This is a genomic window from Mucilaginibacter sp. CAU 1740, from assembly GCF_039839285.1.
Taxonomy (GTDB): Bacteria; Bacteroidota; Bacteroidia; order Sphingobacteriales; family Sphingobacteriaceae; genus Mucilaginibacter.
The window spans coordinates 408,010-426,724 of the sequence record NZ_JBDOQS010000002.1 but is presented as its reverse complement, the minus strand read 5'-3'; the positions used below and the strand labels follow the sequence as shown (position 1 = coordinate 426,724).

The window sequence follows — 18,715 nt, the reverse complement described above, 5'->3', positions numbered from 1 at the left end:
TCTTATTATTTGTCGATAGAGATCGTTCTTTCGGCCACGTTCCATCCGCCTATTGTTACGGCAAGATTTTTATCAGCTCCCGGATTGTGATCGATAACAACTTTTTTGGTTTGGCCGGGCAATACAGTTACATAGTTATCACTGTAAAATGCCGGTAGAATACGTTGTTTAGTATCGGCATTAACTAACGATAAACGGTTAAAGAATGCCAGTGGTACGGTACCTGGGTTGCTCAGCGTAACCTCTACTTTACCTCCTTTAATATATTTAGCCGTAGCGATCAGATCGCCTTTTGGCATTTTTTGTAAGCCAGAGAAATTACCTTCAGCATCTGGCAACCAGTAAATATTTTCGCTCAGTACTTCGCTATCTGATTTTAGCAATTGCAGGCACAGGAACAAACCTTTATCTTTTGCTTCTTTCTCAATCACGCTTTTTAACGATAAGTAGCGTTTGGTGGTGCTTGGTGTTACATCAGCAAAAACCTTGGTCAGCACTGTTTCCTTGCCATTCATGTCATAAGTTTTGGCAACCAGCAGCATATTGCTGTGGGTTTTGAAAGTGTTGTTGGCTACCATCACCATACCATCGGTTTGGTTGTACATGATGTGCAATGGTTCGCTACCGTTGTGTAAGCCGTATAAACAGGCGTTCGGGTCGAGGTAATAATCGTACATCTGGCCGCGCATGGCTGTCCATGGGTTTTGGGTTTTCCAGATGATGGTGCCGGTGTACCAATCCCACATGTGCGAGCTGAAACCCTCCATCAGGGCACGGTATTGATCGTAGTTTACTAACTGTGCTTTAGTCGCGAAGTCTTCTACATTTTTAGCTTTGCCGTATTTGTCAATAAAACCATCATAGCCGATGTATTTATGATAATCCCAAACAGGATCCATTTCAGTTTTTCCGGTTGAGGCATCAAACTTAGGCAATACCATATTTTCGGCAGGAATAAAGCGTTTTAATGATTCGTAATCACTTACGCCAACCGAACCAACTTCCGAATTGAAAGGATAAGTTTTATAATCCCAGAAAGTTGTAAGCGGCTGGATCCCGTAAGGGCCATCGCCGTTGCCGCCCTGTACATTGCGCGACATTTCTTCGGAGTTTGAGTATGGGATAAACCAGCGGGTATTATCCAGCTTTGGCATAATAGTATCGCGTAGAGCCTCAAAAATATCTTCGGGCGGGGTGATCTCGTTGCCACCGCACCAAATGGCCAGCGACGGAAAGTTACGCACCAGTTTCACCTGGTCGGCTACTGATTTTAAATACAGATCATGATCGTCCGGGTATTTGCGGCGTGTCCATTGGTCGTCCGGTTTCATTGGGTCTGTCCAGCGGCCATTACAATCGCCAGATCCCCACATATCCTGGAATACCAGCATACCGTATTTATCGCAAGCTTCGTAAAACTCAGGACGCTCTATCAAAGCACCACCCCAAACGCGGATCAGGTTCAGGTTCATATCCCTGTGGAAACGAACTTCGGCATCGTAACGGGCATCACTAAAGCGCAGCATCTGATCGGAAATGATCCAGTTACCGCCTTTGATAAAGATCTTTTGACCATTTACATTAACCTGGCGACTTTCAGTTTTAGCGTTCCACTCGGTAGTGATCTGACGGACACCAACTTCGATAGCTTTTTGATCGGATACTTTGCCACCTGCTACAAACTGTAAATTAAGCTTATACAAGTTTTGTGGACCGTAGCCGCTTGGCCACCAAAGCTTTGGATTTTTTAAACTGTAATCGGCCAGTTTAATTTCCTGTTTTGAATTGGCTTTCAGGGTAACCGCTTGCGATACCAGTTTACCATCCAAATTATATTGTAAAGTTCCGCTAACAGGAGCACCGGTAGCGTTCTCTAATTCGGTAGATACCTGCACAATAGCCGGAGCCTGCGCACCCTCAGGTTTACGAACGCCCGGAACCAGCGTAACCACATGCGGATCTTTAATTAATACTGCACCGGTGTGCTCGATAGTTACTTTATCCCAGATACCTGTATTACGGTCGCGAATGGGTTGGATCCAGTCCCAACCTGCAGTGTATTGAATGCCTACACCACGGGCTATGGTACCATCACCACCCTGGCCGCCGTTAGGATTACCTACCACGTCGGGCGGGTAAACGATAACAGCTAAACGGTTATTGCCGTTTTTGTTAAGCCATTTGGTAATGTTATAGCTTTGGCGTAAAAACATGCCTTTGTGCAGCTTGCTATTAAGTTTGTGCCCGTTCAGGAAAACGTCGCAGCTATAGTTAACGCCGCGGAAGTTGAGATATGTTTGGTTGCTGCCGATTGGCGCAGCCTCTTTAAAATCTTTAGCAAACCAATAAGTATAATAGTCCCTACCTACCTTATATATATCAGGGATTTTCTCATTGTTCATCCCATAAAACGGATCGGGCACTTGCTTATTAGCAACTTGCGTAGTAAGCACAGTTCCGGGAACAACTGCGGGGTTCCATGCAGCCAGATCATAATTAGACTGCGATATGGCTGTTCCATTATCCTTAACACTATTCATCGAAGTAGTTTTCCAGCCGCTGTTAAGCTCATAACTGGTTTGGGCCATCGCGTTTTGGTAAACGCCTGAACCAAGGATAGATAACACTAATGAAAATTTAAACAATGCAGATTTCCCTGCCTGGTGGGTTGTTGTCATTTATTTGGATTGGATGAATGATCAAAATTAAAAACTGCCAAAACATTTTAGCTGTAACATATTGGCGATATTATGTGGTATTTTGTTAGATAAACTAACTCAACAACTTGTCATTTCGACGAGCGGGCTGGTTTTGTGTTATGGGTGCGAGGAGAAATCCTGTACGCCTTGCCATCGCAGCTTGCTTGGTTCGCTTATCGCGCGTATAAGATTTCTCCTCACCCTCTTCTCTGCCCTATCCTGTTCGTCGAAATGACATAGTGGTTTTATGTTTGTGTTTAATAAACTATCTTAAACCCAGCTGCCTCACTAAGTCCGCTGGCTTGCTGCAATTTTGCCGGAATGCTGATGTCAATACCATCGGCTACTTGTTTCCATTTCAGGCTTTGGGTACTGCCAAGCAAGGTTACTTTCTTTACCTTTTTAATATCCTTCAATTTTACCGATACTGTTGAAGGTAAAACTACAGATTCCTTATCGCTTAGGGCAAAGGCGTAAATGGTGTTGCTGTTTTTGGCTTTGGTATAGTATATATTATCTGTTGAATATGGTGCTACAGATTGCGTGGCGTAAATGCCTTCGCCGTTAATTTTTATCCAATGGCTAATGCCTTCTAACCGCTGATAAGCTACAGGATCCCAATCGCCATCAGGGCCGGGGCCAATATTCATTAAAAGGTTACCACCGCGCGATACAATTTTTACCAATAGCTGTACAATTTGCTGTACCGATTTATAATGATCGCCGGGCACATAGCTCCATGAGTTACCCATGGTTATACAGCTCTCCCAGGGATGATCGAGTGGTACAGTCGGCACTTCCTGCTCGGGTGTAGTGTAGTTTTCGTATTTGCCTGCTACGGTACGGTCAACCACAATCAGGCCCGGTTGTTTTTCCCTGCCCATGTCGGCTATCTTGGCCATATCAATATCCTGGTTAAACTTAATCCCGCGCTGCCAATCGATTGTAGTATCGATACTGCTTTTAGGGCGAACCCATCCCCCATCTAACCATAAAATATCAACTTTACCATAATCGCTCATCAACTCGCTGATCTGGTTAAAAGTAAAATCTTTAAATTTTTGCCAGCGTTCCGGGTATTTAGCCGGATCATAGTTTACATTACGGTCTTTAGGAGGAAAGTACGGCCACCAGTAGTTTTCGTTATGCCAATCGGGCTTTGAAAAGTAAGCGCCTATCATAAAGTTGTCTTTACGGAAGGCATTGAAGATCTCTTTAGTTACGTTGCTACGCGGATTGCTTGAAAATGGCGTTTTGCGGCTGGTTATTTTATAATCTGTTTGTTTGGTATCAAACATGCTGAAACCATCGTGGTGCTTGGTGGTGAAGATCACGTATTTCATCCCGGCATCTTTAGCGGCCTTTACCCATTTCTCCGGGTTAAATTTGGTGGGGTTAAAGGTAGTCTGCAAATTTTCATAGGCGGCCTTGTATCCATTATAGGTATCGCCATAAGGGCCGCGGCGTTGTGTCCAGCCTTCGTCTTCGGGACAAATGCTCCAGCTTTCTACTACGCCCCATTGGCTGTAGGTTCCCCAGTGCATAAACAAACCGAACTTCAAATCCTGCCAGTTGGCAATTTTTTGCTCAACAGCAGGATCGCCGGGAGGCACATATTGCTTTGACATATTGTGCTGTTGCGCGTATGTTGCAAAGCACCCGGAAACCAACAGAAATATTGTAAATAATCGTTTCATCAAGCTATTATTTTATAATTTATTGACAATTTTATATGGTGTATTGCCTACACACTTTTTAAAAAATTTTAAAAAAGATGGCAACTTATCTCTCAAAATTTCATTTTTTAATTTTAATGTGTTATAATTGTTACACCATCATTAAGTTTAAATTTAGTTGATTAATTAAACAATCTTTGGTTTGAGAGACAGAAAAGTTGATACGCTAAAGTTATGGAAACTCATTTGTTGTAATGACGATGAGAACGCTTTCGAGCTGTTTTTCCATTTGTTAAACAACTCGCTTATTAAATTTTGTGTACTATATGTACATCAAAAGGAAATAGCCGAAGAGATAGTATCAGATGTATTTGTAAAGTGTTGGCTTAACCGCAAAAACCTTACAGAGATCCAAAACCCCGAAACCTATCTTTTTGTAGCGGTAAAAAACCAATCGCTAAACCACATTAAAAAATACTCCACTATCCACCTGGTAGAAATTGAAGAAACCAATTCGGTTGAATTTGTAAATACCTACAACCCTCAAAAGGAAATTGAAAACAAAGAACTAATGTTCAGGATGGATCAGGCCATTTCGGGCCTGCCGCAGCAGTGCCGCATTGTTTTCAGGCTGATAAAAGAGGATGGCATGAAGTACAAAGAAGTAGCCGAAATTTTGAACATTTCGCCACGTACTGTACAAACCCAATTATTCAGGGCCATTAAAAAGCTTAGTGTCGTTTTGACACATTACAACAACCACCAGGAATTTACCCCTAAAACCAATATTCTCAACATTTTAGGATCAACAATTATCATTTTGCAATTATTTTTTTTATCCTTGTAGGTAATTAACCTAAAAAAGTTGTCCTACCAAAAAAACGGGATAAAATTTAAAGATGGGCAATGATAGATTTATAGAGCTGGCAGGTAAAAAACTGTCAAATGAGATCAGCTCTGACGAGGATGCAGAACTTCAGCATTGCTTAGCTAATGATGCCAACTATCAAATGCAATTTGAAGCGCTTTCGGCCTATTGGAAAAATAGCGATACCGAATACGCCGATAATGCCCTTGCTTTTCAAAAAATCAAATCTAAAATAAAATCACACGAAGCTTCAGCACCTGTTGAAGCGGAGATCAGGCCCATTAAACGCAGTACTTCTTATTATTTATGGAGAGTTGCAGCCGCTGTTATTTTAGTTACCGGTTTTTCTTACTTTTTTTTTACCAGGCTAAGTACTCCATCTAACCTATCAGCCTCACTTACTCCAAGTGCCTGGCAAAATAAAAATACTTTTGTGCGCGAAAAATCATCCATAGTTTTAGCAGATGGTACGCGCATCACACTAAATTCAAAAAGTTCGTTACGTTACCCTACCAACTTTACCGGCAAAACCCGCGAGGTTTATTTAAGTGGCGAAGCTTTTTTTGATGTACATAAAGATCATGAGCACCCGTTCATTATCCATACCGAAAAAATGAACATCAAGGTTTTGGGTACAGCATTCAACGTAAAATCATATCCAAACGATCCGTCGAGCGAAACAACTTTGATCAGGGGCGCTATTGAGGTAACATTAGACGACCGCCCATCCGACAGGATCATTTTAAAACCGAGCGAAAAGCTGATCGTAAAAAAAGGCTCGTTCGCAACAGTCCAAAAAAGAGCTGATAAACTTGCCCCCGCCGCCAGCGCAGATAGTGGTACCCAGTATGTATTAACCAGCTTTACCCGTTTGCATGCCGATGATAACGCTGTGTTGGAAACCTCATGGACACAAAATAAACTTATTTTCAGGGATGAGAGTTTTGCCGACCTTGCTAACCGCATGGAGCGCTGGTATGGTGTTAACATCCAGTTTAAAACTGATAGCATGAAAAACTATCATTTTACGGGCACGTACGAAAAGGAAACTATTACACAGGCACTTGATGCTTTGCGGTTAACAGAAAGCTTTCATTACAAGATCAAAAACTCAACAATCTCTATCTATTAGTTTCTGCTGATTACAACAAATCGCACCGGCATTTTATCATCTATATTAAAAAATTAAATCTCAAATTGATATTATAGCCCATCAATTACAATGTGTCAATTTGACCATTTTATACTAATGGCCTGTGCTAATTATAAAATTTATGTAAATTTAGGCATCCCAACCGGTTGCTGACTGCAGGTTTTAGGTTATCATAATAAATGAAAATACGGTTTACGTTATTATTGTTTTTCAATTTACTGGCTATATTAACTGTATATTCTCAAACCCGCGTAACCGTTAATTTAAAATCGGCCGACTTTAAAAAGGTAATTGCCGCCATTGAACATCAAAGCATTTATCACTTTGTTTATAGCGAAAGAAAGATCCCCGTTTTAAATAAAACAGACGTTAATGTTACCGGCGAAGAAGTTACCAAAGTGCTTGATATTCTGTTGGCCAACTCGGGCTTTGCTTATACCGAACTTGCCAATCACCTGATAGTAATAGCCCCGGTGGATGAGATTGTTAGCGTTATTAAAGTAACCGGCCGTGTGGTTGATGAACAGGGGCAGCCGCTTCCCGGTGCAACGGTGAAAGTTAAAGGATCATCATCGGGTTCACCTACCGATGTTAACGGCTCCTTCTCGCTCGAGGTTCCGTCCCAATCAACCCTCGTGGTGAGTTTTGTAGGATATGTAACCAAAGATGTAAAACTTAACGGTAATACCACCATAACCATTCCGCTTACGGTAAGCAATGTTTTGAACGAAGTGGTAGTTACCGCGCTCGGCATTAATAAAGAAGATAAAAAATTGGGCTATTCTGTAACCACTATCAGCGGCGAAGTGCTTGATAAGGCAAGGGAAACCAACGTGGCGTACTCCTTAGAGGGCCGCGTTGCAGGGCTAAGTATCAGCGGTGTAAATGGCGGACCGGCATCTTCGGCCAGGATCTTATTGCGCGGCGTTACCAGCTTTGGTGCCAGCGCGCCCCTGTTTATTATTAACGGTGTGCCGATGGATAATACCCAACGCGGATCGGCCAACGAGTGGGGCGGTGCAGATTTTGGCGACGGTATCAGCAACATAAACCCCGATGATGTTGAAAGCATGACCGTATTAAAAGGCCAGGCGGCTTCAGCCCTTTACGGCGCGCGGGCGGCTAACGGGGTAATTTTAATAACAACTAAAACGGGCAAAAAAAACTCGCCTTTTGGTGTTGAGTTTAATACTAACTACCAGGCTGATAAAGCCATCAATACATTTGATTATCAAAACACCTATGGCCAGGGTTTATATGGCTTAAGGCCAACTACTGTGACCAGTGCATTATCATCGGGCAATTATGGTTGGGGCGAAAAACTGGACGGTAAACCAACCATTCAATTTGATGGGTATTACTATCCTTACTCGGCGGTAAAAAATAACATCAATAATTTTTACAGGCAAGGTTATACTTTTACCAATACGGCGGCATTTAGCGCGGGGAATGATAATGGTAGTTTCAGATTATCGATATCAAACCTAAGCAATGGTTCCATTGTTCGTAACAGTGATCTTAACCGGAAAACTTTCAACCTATCGGCTAATCAAAATGTAACCGACAAGTTGAACATCAACGTTATAGCCAATTACATTAACGAAACATCTAACTTAAAACCCAACCTTAGCGACGGGCCCTTTAATGTAAACAACATACAGTATTTGGCAGCTAATGAAGACCAGTCGTTGCTATCGCCCGGCTATTCGGCAGATGGCAGCGAAATACGTTGGAACAGTGACGCCTTCACTACAAACCCTTACTTCACGGTAAACAAATTCATTAATGATGTAAACCGCAGCAGGCTGATATCCTCATTAACAGCAAAATACAATTTTACCAGTTGGATGTACTCGCAGATACGCCTGGGCGATGATATACTTTACGATAAACGAAAAACAGTAACGCCCACCGGAACAGCCTATTACGCAGGCGGCTTAGGTAGTCTCGATGAGCAATCAAATACACAACGTTCCGAACTAAATGCCGACCTATTATTTGGTGCGAAGCATGACCTGATTCCCAAAGTGTTAAATTTCGACATCTCGGCCGGGGCCAATCTGCGTAAAAACACATACGAGTACACCCGGCTTTTCGGTGGCCCCTTTATCCTTCCCTATTTTTACAGCTATAGTAATGTGAGCATTAAAAACAGCACTTATGCCTATAAAAGTACAGAAACACAGTCGGCCTACTACTCGGTAGATTTTTCGTTTAAAAGCTTCCTTACATTATCAACTACCGGCAGGTATGATGTGTATTCGACCTTGCCGAGCGATAACCGGAGTATTTTCACCCCCTCGGTATCGGCCAGTATCCTGTTTTCTGATCTTGTGCATATCCCGCTGCTTGATTTTGGTAAACTCAGGTTGTCATACGCCCAAACCAGCGGCGAGCCTACCGATGCTTACGTAACCACCCAGTACTATACTACTGCCAACTCAATAAACGGTGTATCAATAGGCGGCTTTAGCGATAGCCTGAGCAACCTGTTCCTTAAGCCCTATACCCTTACCGAAATGGAAATTGGTACCGAACTTAAATTTTTAAACGGACGGCTTGGCGTTGATGTGGCTTATTTTCATCGCCGTACCAAAAATGAGATCATCCGGGGCGATCTTGATGTTTCAAGCGGTTTTGCCCGCAGGTATATCCCATCTGGCTCAACACAAAACAATGGTATAGAGGTTGAGTTAAGCGGCACGCCGGTTAAAACGCGCAATTTTGTATGGTCGCCATCATTTAACTTCACTTTTGTGCAGAATAAGATACTGCAAACAGATGGCACTCCCCTATCGGCAAATATCGCTTTTGGAACCTATCGCCCGCTTAATGCTACCACAGCTCTGGTAAAAGGTTTACCAGGCCCGCAAATTATGGCCAACGATTATTTGCGCAATGATAAAGGGCAGGTAATTTTTGATAGCAACGGGTTACCGCAGGCCGGTCCGCGTGTGCCGATGGGCAGCGCTGTCCCTAATATTTATGGCGGTTTGAACAACACTTTCACGTTCGATAATTTCAATTTTTCATTTCTGGTTGATTACCGTTTTGGCAACAAGATCCTATCGGCTACAAATTACAACAGCATTTACAGGGGCTTTAACAAGCTAACACTGATAGGGCGCGAGGGCGGCGTAGTTGGCGATGGCGTAAACGCTAACGGCGATAAAAATACCGTAGCTGTTTCGGCTCAAAACTATTACCAAACACTTGCTCAAAACGTTTCGGCGTTGAATGTTTTGGATGGCAGGTTTATCAAACTGCGTCAGGTTACTTTTGGTTATACTTTCGCGAAAGGCTTTTTAAACCATACACCTTTTGAAAACATTACCTTCTCGCTGGTAGGCCGTAACTTGTGGACCATCATGAAACGATCAGACAATATCGACCCGGAATCGGGCTTTTCGCCCGATCTGAAATATGCCGGTATTGAAGGTGCAAGCCTCCCGCCTACCCATACTTACGGAATAAATATTAACTTTAAACTCAAAAAATAAATCAATCTAAAATGGCTCGCACCATGAAACACAAACCCCTACGCTATTTGGCTATCATGGCCATATCGCTAAATTTTTCTACCGTAAAAGCCCAGGCTCCTATTTACAAAGACGCTTCGCAATCGATTGAATTGCGCACAAAGGATCTTTTATCAAAATTAACCCTCGAAGAAAAGATCTCATTATTAGGTTATCAAAGCAAAGCAGTACCGCGTTTAGGCATCCCGGCATACAATTGGTGGAACGAGGCTTTACATGGTGTGGCCCGCGCGGGTGAGGCTACCATATTTCCGCAGGCTATTGGTATGGCGGCTACTTTTAATGAAGATCTGCTTAAACAGGTATCAACAGTAATATCAACTGAAGCCCGCGCTAAATACAACTTAGCAATTGCACAGGATAGGCACCTGCAATATATGGGCCTTACTTTTTGGACGCCTAATATCAATATCTTCCGCGATCCGCGCTGGGGCCGTGGACAGGAAACTTACGGAGAAGATCCATTCCTGACCGGTCGTATGGGTTCGGCATTTGTTAAAGGTTTACAGGGCGATGATCCTAAATATCTGAAAACATCGGCAACCGCCAAACACTTCGCGGTACACAGCGGTCCCGAGGCCACCCGCGATAAGTTCAACGCCAAAGTTGATGAAAAGGACCTGCGCGAAACTTATTTGTACGCTTTTCATGAGTTGGTGCAAAACAAAGTTGAATCGGTAATGAGCGCTTATAATGCTATTAACGGCGTACCTAACTCTATCAATAAAGTATTATTAACCGATATCCTGCGCAAAGAATGGGGTTTTAAAGGACACGTTGTTACAGATTGCGGCGCTTTGGATAATGTTTATTTACAACACAAGGTACTACCATCTGGCGTAGAAGTAGCAGCGGCAGCCTTGAAAGCGGGTGTTGACCTTGACTGCTCAACCGTATTGCAAAGAGATGGCCTTGAAGCCATCAAAAAAGGTTTATTGACCGAAAAAGAAGTTGACCAGGCCCTTGGCGCATTATTGCGTACCGAGTTTAAATTAGGTTTTTATGACGATGCCGCAGTTAACCCGTACCATGGCTACGGTGCTGATAGCGTTCACAACGACGCACACCTGGCGCTGGCCCGCAAAATAGCACAGCAAAGCATGGTATTGCTAAAAAACAACAACAATGTATTGCCGTTTAAAAAAAGCAGCTATTCCAGCATTATGGTAGTTGGGCCAAACGCGGCCTCGCTTGATGCCATGATTGCCAACTACCACGGTACCAGCAGCAAGGTGATCAACTTTGTTGAAGGCATTACCGGCGCGGTTGATAAAGCGACCCGTGTAGAATACGATTTGGGTTGTGATTATAAAGACACCACCCACTTTGGTGGCACCTGGGCAGCGGGTAATGCTGATGCTACTATCGCTGTATTGGGCCTTTCCCCGGTTTTGGAAGGAGAAGCAGGCGACGCGTTTTTATCTGAAAGCGGGGGCGATAAAAAAACCTTAAGCTTACCGGCCAGCGAGATAGCATTTATGAAAGAACTACGCAAAAGCGTAAAAAACAAACCTGTTGTTGCAGTGATCACCGCGGGTAGCGATGTTGATGTATCAGCTATTGAGCCATACGCTGATGCCATTATTTTTGCCTGGTATCCCGGCGAGCAGGGCGGTAACGCTTTGGCAGATATTGTTTTTGGTAATATATCGCCCTCGGGCCACCTGCCACTTACTTTTTATAAAGATATGAGCAACCTGCCTGATTATAGCGACTATAACATGAAAGGACGCACCTACCGTTACTACGATGGCCCGGTGCAATATCCGTTTGGCTTTGGCTTAAGTTATACAACATTTGCCTATAACCTTGACGGCAAGTTGAAATCAACCTACAAAAAAGCGGATACTTTAACCGTAAAAGTAAACGTAAAAAACACCGGTAAATTTACTGGCGATGAGGTTGTACAAGCCTACATCAAATACCCGGCTATAGATAGGATGCCGGTTAAAGAACTAAAAAGCTTTAAACGTGTAAATGTTGAGCAGGATAAAGAAGGTTCGGTTATCTTGAAAATCCCAGTTCAAGATTTACAGAAATGGGATTTAGCTACGCATAAATGGAAGCTGTACCCAGGCAATTACAAGCTGGTGCTTGGCAGCAGCTCGGCAGATGAGAAGTTGGTTGCTGATTTTAAGGTAGCTAATTAATAAGCTGTTTAAATTATTATAATAAAACTCTAAAAGACGTCATTGCGAGACACGAAGCAATCCCCGATAGGCAGGTCCGCCCTGTACAGTTCGCGATTGCTTCGTACCTCGCAATGACGTTTTCTTTTAGTTTTCAAATGTTTACCCGTCTGATTTCAATAATTTTGCAGCTAAATATCATCTAATACAGCATATGCCCTACAACGAACAATTAGCCAACCGCGTACGCGAAGCATTAATGGATGAGCCTATCATCGAAGAGAAGAAGATGTTTCAGGGCGTATGCTTTTTGGTTGATAATAAAATGTGCGTGTGTATAAGTAAAGATAGCTTGCTTTGCCGCATTGGCGAACAGCAGGCACATATCGAATTGGAGAAAGGCAACTGCACACAGATGATCAACAATGGCCGTGTAATGAAAGATTTTGTTTATGTAGATGAGATGGAGGTAGAAACCACCAAAGAACTTAACTATTGGATAGCGCTATGCCTTGCCTTTAACCCTTTGGCTAAAGCATCTAAAAAGAAATAATCTATTCTTTTTTAACCGCGCTGTTCCGGATAAAAATAACGGACATTAAAGCGCCCATAAAACCTAAGCCCGCGCAGATTCGCATGATATTACCATAAGCCGAAATAAAACTATTATGGTAAGCTGTTTCGATCATTTTGCTGTTAGAGACATCTATCCCCTTAGGCACTTTGGCGTTTCCTAAATTGGCAGCCTGTTCCATCACAGCTTTTTTATCTTTTAGGTTGAGGGCGATTTTATCCAGATTGCCCTGCATCGCTCCCGAAAAAAAGAGTACTGCCAACGCACCAAAAATAGCATTGGCAAAAACGTTGGAGATACGTGTCATTGCATTATTAATACCAGATGCAGTGCCCGAAAAATGATCGCTTACCGAACCCATTACCGTAGCCGTAAGGGGAGCTACCGTTAACGACATCCCGAAACCGAAAACCAGTACACCGGGTAAGAAGCTCGACCAATAATCCGACGGTCCGGCTGTTTGTTTAATAAAAGAGAGCATCAATAACCCGACTCCGGCCAAGCCAGGGCCGATGATCAATAATAGACGCGGACCTTTTTTATCAGCTATAGCACCCGCATAACGGGCTATCGAGATCATCAAAACGGTAAAAGGCAAAAATGTAAGTCCGGATTGCAGCTGGCTATAGCCTTGCACCTGCACCATGTTTAACGACATGAACAACATCCCTCCGCCTAAGCCTGCATACAGAAAAAAGGTTAGCAGGTTAATACCCGTAAAGGTTTTATTGCTAAAAAGGCTAAGCGGCATCATGGGGTGCTTGCTTGTTTTTTCAATATAGATAAACATAGCAAGCAGTAGCACTCCTGCTGCAAGTGATCCGTAAGCCTGCCAGTTATTAAAACCAACGGCAGGCATCCTTAAAAATCCGAATGTAAGCAAGGCTAATCCTAAAGCTATGGAGATAGCTCCCGGAAAATCAATAGCCTTATCGGTGCTTTCGTCCCTACTTTCGGCAACTTTGCACCACAAAATAAGCAGGGCTATTATTCCTATCGGCACATTGATAAAAAAAATATAACGCCACAAACCTGCATCGGCCAAAGCCCCTCCCAACACCGGGCCGCCCATAGTTACCACCGTAGTAATTGCCGACCAGGTACCTATAGCCTTCCCCCGTTCTTTTACATCGATAGATGATGAGATAAGCGAAAGGCTGCCGGGGATCATCAGCGCGCCACCAACACCCTGAATAATCCTGAAAATGATGAGATAAAACACGCCCGGTGATAAACCACAAAGTGCCGAACCGGTAATAAAAATGAAGATCCCCCACATAAATACTTTCTTCCGGCCAAGCTTATCACCCAGCGAACCACCTATCAAGATCAGCGAAGCCAGCATCAGCAGATAAGCATTCAGGATCCAGAACAGATCAGCACCTTTGGCATTGAGGCTTTGCTGCAGGGCGGGCAACACCACGTTAAGTGCAGTACCATCAATAAAAGCCATTGCCGAAGCCAATATCGCCGAAACCATGATCCATTTACCGGCCGGACTGCTCAATGAAACTGTAGCCATAATTATAGATTTAGCGGGGAGGTTTAAACAAAGTTGCAAGTAATTGATCGGATTACTTAGTCTATCTCCTAAATAAATATGGTTACTCCCGCAAAATGACTATCGCCTGAAAACGCCGATATTTTCCGGGCAGAACAAGATGAGTAATGAGATGGCAGTGAGATCCAAACTCAAAACTGCCGATTCACAAACAGCTGAGAACAGTACAGCTAAAACTGCCACCGTAACTAAAGCAATAATATGGTTGCGGTGCGGAACGGGTAAACCAATTTTATCTATAAAACGTTTGGCCTTAAAATTACCGCGATACACAAACGGAAGTATCAAAACATAAAAAGTACCGGCGGCTATAAAAACCCAGGTTATAGCAATTTTACCTGCCTGGTTAATTTTAACAACACTTTTGGCCATTGTATGCAAAGCAGCGGTATTTGCCTTGAAAAGGTTATGTGTTGAAGCGTGCAAAACATCCGGCAATCCCGCCAGGGCCTGGGCGGCAAGCAGTAAGCTTACTATCCCTGCCAAAATAAAAACTACGCAAAACTGGATGCTTCTATACCGGGCCAGTCGTATTACATAAACAACCGACAACCCAAAAATAGCGATGAGCAGTAACACCGTTACGTAGCCAATAAACCCGCCATTGGCACTATAAAGCATTTCAAAATAAGTTTTATCAGCGTAAAAAAGCGTTATGGCAACCAGGGTTAACACGGCCATCAGTGCGAATATGATGGTTTCGAATTTTGTTAGATGGTTATTTTTACGCGCGGTATTGTAAGTGTTCAGCACAGTATCCTCTCCATAGTAATCTATGATAAACGCAAACATAGCCTAACATGTTTTTAAGTTCTGCGTATTCGATATAAGAACCAAAGGCTCAGCGCTGTCTTACACCTGCATCTTCCATCCCATTAACGGGCGTATTCGTCCCACTTTATTTACTGGCGGGCTTGCTATGGCTATCATTGATCAAAAATCAATAACCATATGAAAAAGCTGATCCTGATACTTGTTCATCTTACCATTGCCTACCTGCTTAGGGCACAGCCAGCACCACAGCCTATAGTTTTAGGCAGGGTTGATACCATATTCTCCAACATATTAAAAGAAAACCGACCGATCTGGGTTTATACACCCGGCTACGATACCACTTACTTTTCAAAACCGGAGTTCCCGGTTTTGTACGTTTTAGATGCCGACGATCATTTCATGTCGCTGGTTACCATGGTGAAAGAATTGAGCGCAACAGCAGGCAATACCGTTTTTCCCCAAATGATCATCGTTGGGATATTGAACACCCGCGGGCATCGTACACGCGACCTTACACCTACCAAAAGTGCCATGGATAAAAGCTCGGGCGGAGGCGAAAACTTCGCTGCCTTTATGCAAACCGAACTTATCCCCTATATTGATCAACATTACCCAACCGCGCCGTATCGTACATTGATAGGTCATTCGTTGGGAGGCCTAACCGTGATCAACATGCAGTTAAAACATACGCAGGCTTTCAGCGCCTACATAGCTATTGATCCGAGTATGTTTTACGATAACGAAAACCTGCTTAAGCAAACGCCTGCCCTTCTGAAACAGAAAGATTTTAAGGGAAGGAAACTATTTTTAGGTTTCGCTAACACCATGAATGAGGGCATGGATACAGCTGAGGTGCGGAAAGATACCGCAGAAATATCGCACCACATTCGGGCTATTATGAAATTGAGCGATTATCTCACCGCAAACAAAAACAACAACCTGTTGTGGGCTAAAAAGTATTATCCGGATGATGACCACAATTCAGTACCGCTCAATGCGGAATATGATGCCCTACGGTTTATTTTCAAAAACAACCGTTTCCCGCGCAATCAGCCCTATAATCAGTATTTTGATAAGCAATACAGCGCAACACAACTAAGGCAAATGATTGAAGCGCATTATAAAGCGCTTTCGGCAGAAATGGGCTACAATGTCCGCGCATCCGAACCGGAAATGAACGGCATCGGCTATGCTTTTTTGCAGCAAAAAGATTATGAAAAAGCCGCCATGTTTTTCCAGGTAAATATTGATAACTATCCTAAAAACTTCAATGTTTATGATAGTATGGGCGATTGCTATTTAGCCCAAGGTGATAAGGCCAATGCCGAAAAGTTATTCAAGAAAGCCTTATCGATTAAATACACCAAAGAGATATTGGATAAACTGGATCAGTTGCAGGCAGCGAAATAGGTCAACATAAAAACACCATTGCGGGTGACGAAAGCATTACCAGGCAACAAGTTCCGGCCTGAATATACTGGTATCGCTCCGTACCCCGCAATGGTGGTTAAAAGCCACCTTCATCAAAGACTTACGAAGTTTCGAAAACTTCGTAAGTCTGGCTCTACAACGTCAATCTTCAATAAAACTGACCGGTTCTAAATCCTTCATCTCTTCATCATTAAACAATCTCGAGTGGATCATAAACCTATACCCGGTAGGGATCTCGATAGAAAAACTTGAGCCTCTGCCTTTGGTGATATCTAACTGTAGCTGCGTATGCTGCCAGTATTCAAACTGATCTTTGCTCATCCAAAACTCGCAGCCATCTACCTCTCCTATTTTCACATCACTGCCACCGAGTTTAAAATCGCCCTTTTCAAAACACATAGGCGATGAGCCATCGCAACAGCCCCCGCTTTGGTGAAACATCAGTTCGCCAAAGCGGGATTTGAGATCGCTGATCAGGTTTGATGCTTCGGGTGTTATGGTTACTCTTTTTACCATTTTTTAAATATTAGCGATTAATAACCACGTCATTGCGAGGTACGAAGCAATCGCGAACTTTACAGAGCGAACCTGTATAGCTCCTCGGCTTCCGTGCGATTGCTTCGTACCTCGCAATGAAATGGGGAATAGAGGCGGTGCCTAATTCCTAAAAGAAGCCCAGTTTATTCTTATTATAAGAAATCAGCATATTTTTAGTTTGACGGTAATGCGCCAACATCATTTTATGATTCTCCCTGCCGAAGCCCGATTTTTTGTAACCACCAAATGGCGCATGGGCTGGGTAAGCGTGGTAATTATTAACCCAAACACGTCCGGCCAGTATAGCGCGTGGCACCTGGTAAAGCTCATGCGCGTCGCGTGTCCAAACGCCGGCGCCTAAGCCGTAAAGGGTATCGTTTGCTATGGCGATAGCTTCTTCGGTAGTTTTAAAGGTGGTTACACAGGCAACCGGACCGAAGATCTCTTCCTGGAAAATGCGCATTTTATTATTGCCTTTAAACAAAGTTGGCTGAATGTAGTAGCCACCTTCCAGTTCTCCATCCAGCTTTTTCACATCGCCACCGCAAAGCACTTCAGCACCTTCTTCCTTACCAATTTTAAGGTATGATTGAATTTTTTCATATTGATCGTTCGAGGCCTGCGCACCCATCATGGTTGTACCATCCAGCGGACTGCCCATAATAATGGCATTGGTACGCTCGATCACCCTTGCAATAAACTTATCGTAGATATTTTCGTGCACTAAAATCCTTGATGGGCAGGTACAAACCTCGCCTTGGTTCAATGCAAATAACACCGCGCCCTCTACCGCCTTATCAAAAAACTCATCATCAGCATCGCCAACCGATTCGAGGAAGATATTTGGTGATTTACCACCCAACTCCATAGTAACCGGGATCAGGTTTTCTGACGCGTACTGCATAATCAACCTGCCGGTAGTAGTTTCACCGGTGAAAGATACTTTGGCTACCCTTGGTGATGAAGCCAATGGTTTACCTGCCTCAGGACCAAAGCCAGTAACAATATTCAACACACCCGCAGGTAACACATCCTGGATCAACTCCATCAGTACCATAATGGATGTAGGGGTTTGCTCGGCAGGTTTCACCACACAGCAATTACCGGCAGCTAATGCAGGGGCAATTTTCCAGGTAGCCATTAATAGCGGGAAATTCCAGGGGATGATCTGGCCTACAACGCCAAGCGGCTCGTTCAATACAATACAAACTGTGTTTTCATCATGCTCAGAAATGCTGCCTTCTTCGGCACGGATCACGCCTGCAAAATAACGGAAGTGATCTATCACCAGCGGTAAATCGGCAGCCCGGCATTCTCGGATGGCTTTGCCGTTGTCAATACATTCTACTACAGCTAAAGCTTCGAGGTTGGTTTCGATGATATCCGCTATTTTATTTAGTAACGATGCCCTTTGCACAGCCGAAGTCTTGCTCCAGGCCGGGAAGGCTGCATGCGCGGCATCTAAAGCCAGTTCAACATCTTCTTTGGTAGATCGGGCGGCTTTGGTGAATACCTTACCATCTATTGGCGAAATGTTATCAAAATATTCGCCTTTAACCGGCGGAACAAATTTGCCGCCAATAAAATTGTCGTACTTATCCTTAAAGGATGGTTTAGAAACAGCGCTCATAATTTTTATGTTTTTTGGTGATACTAAGGTAGAGCGCCTGCCTAACGGGCATTTGCATTATTGTATCAAATGGTAGCACAATGTTCGCATTTTTTGCCGCGGCTTGTTAATGAGCATTACTATGCCTAATTTGCTTTAAATTAT

Annotated in this window: 12 protein-coding genes; 6 read left to right on the top strand and 6 right to left on the bottom strand. The window is 43.4% G+C overall.

From position 1 onward, the window contains the following. Positions 1-5 precede the first annotated feature (5 nt). Together AAFN85_RS06060 and AAFN85_RS06055 are read right to left on the bottom strand one after the other, a co-directional pair. The gene (locus AAFN85_RS06060) at positions 6-2,678 is read right to left on the bottom strand and encodes a glycoside hydrolase family 2 TIM barrel-domain containing protein (protein WP_347526131.1); all 2,673 of its coding nucleotides are present in this window, start codon (positions 2,676-2,678) and stop codon (positions 6-8) included. A 278-nt stretch (positions 2,679-2,956) separates the two neighbouring features. Then, a complete protein-coding gene (locus tag AAFN85_RS06055) occupies positions 2,957-4,396 on the bottom strand; it encodes an alpha-L-fucosidase (RefSeq protein WP_347526129.1) in 1,440 nt (479 codons plus the stop codon). 181 nt (positions 4,397-4,577) lie between these two features. On the opposite strand from AAFN85_RS06055, the gene AAFN85_RS06050 reads away from it, so the two are divergent. The 5 genes from AAFN85_RS06050 to AAFN85_RS06030 all read left to right on the top strand — a co-directional run bounded on the left by AAFN85_RS06050 (position 4,578) and on the right by AAFN85_RS06030 (position 12,617). Beyond that, positions 4,578-5,222, top strand: coding sequence for an RNA polymerase sigma-70 factor (locus tag AAFN85_RS06050; RefSeq protein WP_347526128.1), 645 nt, complete (start codon positions 4,578-4,580; stop codon positions 5,220-5,222). Positions 5,223-5,274: 52 nt separating this feature from the next. Continuing rightward, complete coding sequence (locus tag AAFN85_RS06045; protein WP_347526127.1) at positions 5,275-6,375, top strand: FecR family protein; 1,101 nt, start codon at positions 5,275-5,277, stop codon at positions 6,373-6,375. A 200-nt stretch (positions 6,376-6,575) separates the two neighbouring features. After that, complete coding sequence (locus AAFN85_RS06040; RefSeq protein ID WP_347526126.1) at positions 6,576-9,896, top strand: SusC/RagA family TonB-linked outer membrane protein; 3,321 nt, start codon at positions 6,576-6,578, stop codon at positions 9,894-9,896. A 23-nt stretch (positions 9,897-9,919) separates the two neighbouring features. Further along, positions 9,920-12,085 carry a glycoside hydrolase family 3 N-terminal domain-containing protein gene (locus AAFN85_RS06035; protein ID WP_347526125.1) on the top strand — a complete coding sequence of 722 codons (2,166 nt, stop codon included), beginning with the start codon at positions 9,920-9,922 and terminating at the stop codon, positions 12,083-12,085. A 193-nt stretch (positions 12,086-12,278) separates the two neighbouring features. Beyond that, positions 12,279-12,617, top strand: coding sequence for a TfoX/Sxy family protein (locus tag AAFN85_RS06030; RefSeq protein ID WP_347526124.1), 339 nt, complete (start codon positions 12,279-12,281; stop codon positions 12,615-12,617). A gap of 1 nt (position 12,618) precedes the next feature. Here the strand turns inward: AAFN85_RS06030 and AAFN85_RS06025 are convergent, their stop codons facing one another. Continuing rightward, positions 12,619-14,160: an MFS transporter gene (locus AAFN85_RS06025; protein ID WP_347526123.1), complete on the bottom strand. Its 1,542-nt coding sequence runs from the start codon at positions 14,158-14,160 to the stop codon at positions 12,619-12,621. A 99-nt stretch (positions 14,161-14,259) separates the two neighbouring features. After that, positions 14,260-14,991 carry a hypothetical protein gene (locus AAFN85_RS06020; RefSeq protein WP_347526122.1) on the bottom strand — a complete coding sequence of 244 codons (732 nt, stop codon included), beginning with the start codon at positions 14,989-14,991 and terminating at the stop codon, positions 14,260-14,262. 159 nt (positions 14,992-15,150) lie between these two features. On the opposite strand from AAFN85_RS06020, the gene AAFN85_RS06015 reads away from it, so the two are divergent. Then, positions 15,151-16,383 carry an alpha/beta hydrolase-fold protein gene (locus AAFN85_RS06015; RefSeq protein WP_347526121.1) on the top strand — a complete coding sequence of 411 codons (1,233 nt, stop codon included), beginning with the start codon at positions 15,151-15,153 and terminating at the stop codon, positions 16,381-16,383. 162 nt (positions 16,384-16,545) lie between these two features. On the opposite strand, the gene AAFN85_RS06010 is transcribed toward AAFN85_RS06015, so the two are convergent. Continuing rightward, positions 16,546-16,920: a DUF779 domain-containing protein gene (locus AAFN85_RS06010; protein ID WP_347526119.1), complete on the bottom strand. Its 375-nt coding sequence runs from the start codon at positions 16,918-16,920 to the stop codon at positions 16,546-16,548. 148 nt (positions 16,921-17,068) lie between these two features. Continuing rightward, positions 17,069-18,571 carry an aldehyde dehydrogenase family protein gene (locus AAFN85_RS06005; RefSeq protein ID WP_347526118.1) on the bottom strand — a complete coding sequence of 501 codons (1,503 nt, stop codon included), beginning with the start codon at positions 18,569-18,571 and terminating at the stop codon, positions 17,069-17,071. Positions 18,572-18,715 lie beyond the last annotated feature (144 nt).

Excerpts from the sequence above, each read along its gene's own strand:
- AAFN85_RS06060 (WP_347526131.1), bottom strand. The coding sequence starts at position 2,678 with ATGACAACAACCCACCAGGCAGGGAAATCTGCATTGTTTAAATTTTCA.
- AAFN85_RS06005 (WP_347526118.1), bottom strand. The coding sequence starts at position 18,571 with ATGAGCGCTGTTTCTAAACCATCCTTTAAGGATAAGTACGACAATTTT.
- AAFN85_RS06020 (WP_347526122.1), bottom strand. The coding sequence starts at position 14,991 with ATGTTTGCGTTTATCATAGATTACTATGGAGAGGATACTGTGCTGAAC.
- AAFN85_RS06025 (WP_347526123.1), bottom strand. The coding sequence starts at position 14,160 with ATGGCTACAGTTTCATTGAGCAGTCCGGCCGGTAAATGGATCATGGTT.
- AAFN85_RS06030 (WP_347526124.1), top strand. The coding sequence starts at position 12,279 with ATGCCCTACAACGAACAATTAGCCAACCGCGTACGCGAAGCATTAATG.
- AAFN85_RS06040 (WP_347526126.1), top strand. The coding sequence starts at position 6,576 with ATGAAAATACGGTTTACGTTATTATTGTTTTTCAATTTACTGGCTATA.
- AAFN85_RS06010 (WP_347526119.1), bottom strand. The coding sequence starts at position 16,920 with ATGGTAAAAAGAGTAACCATAACACCCGAAGCATCAAACCTGATCAGC.
- AAFN85_RS06015 (WP_347526121.1), top strand. The coding sequence starts at position 15,151 with ATGAAAAAGCTGATCCTGATACTTGTTCATCTTACCATTGCCTACCTG.
- AAFN85_RS06035 (WP_347526125.1), top strand. The coding sequence starts at position 9,920 with ATGAAACACAAACCCCTACGCTATTTGGCTATCATGGCCATATCGCTA.
- AAFN85_RS06055 (WP_347526129.1), bottom strand. The coding sequence starts at position 4,396 with ATGAAACGATTATTTACAATATTTCTGTTGGTTTCCGGGTGCTTTGCA.
- AAFN85_RS06045 (WP_347526127.1), top strand. The coding sequence starts at position 5,275 with ATGGGCAATGATAGATTTATAGAGCTGGCAGGTAAAAAACTGTCAAAT.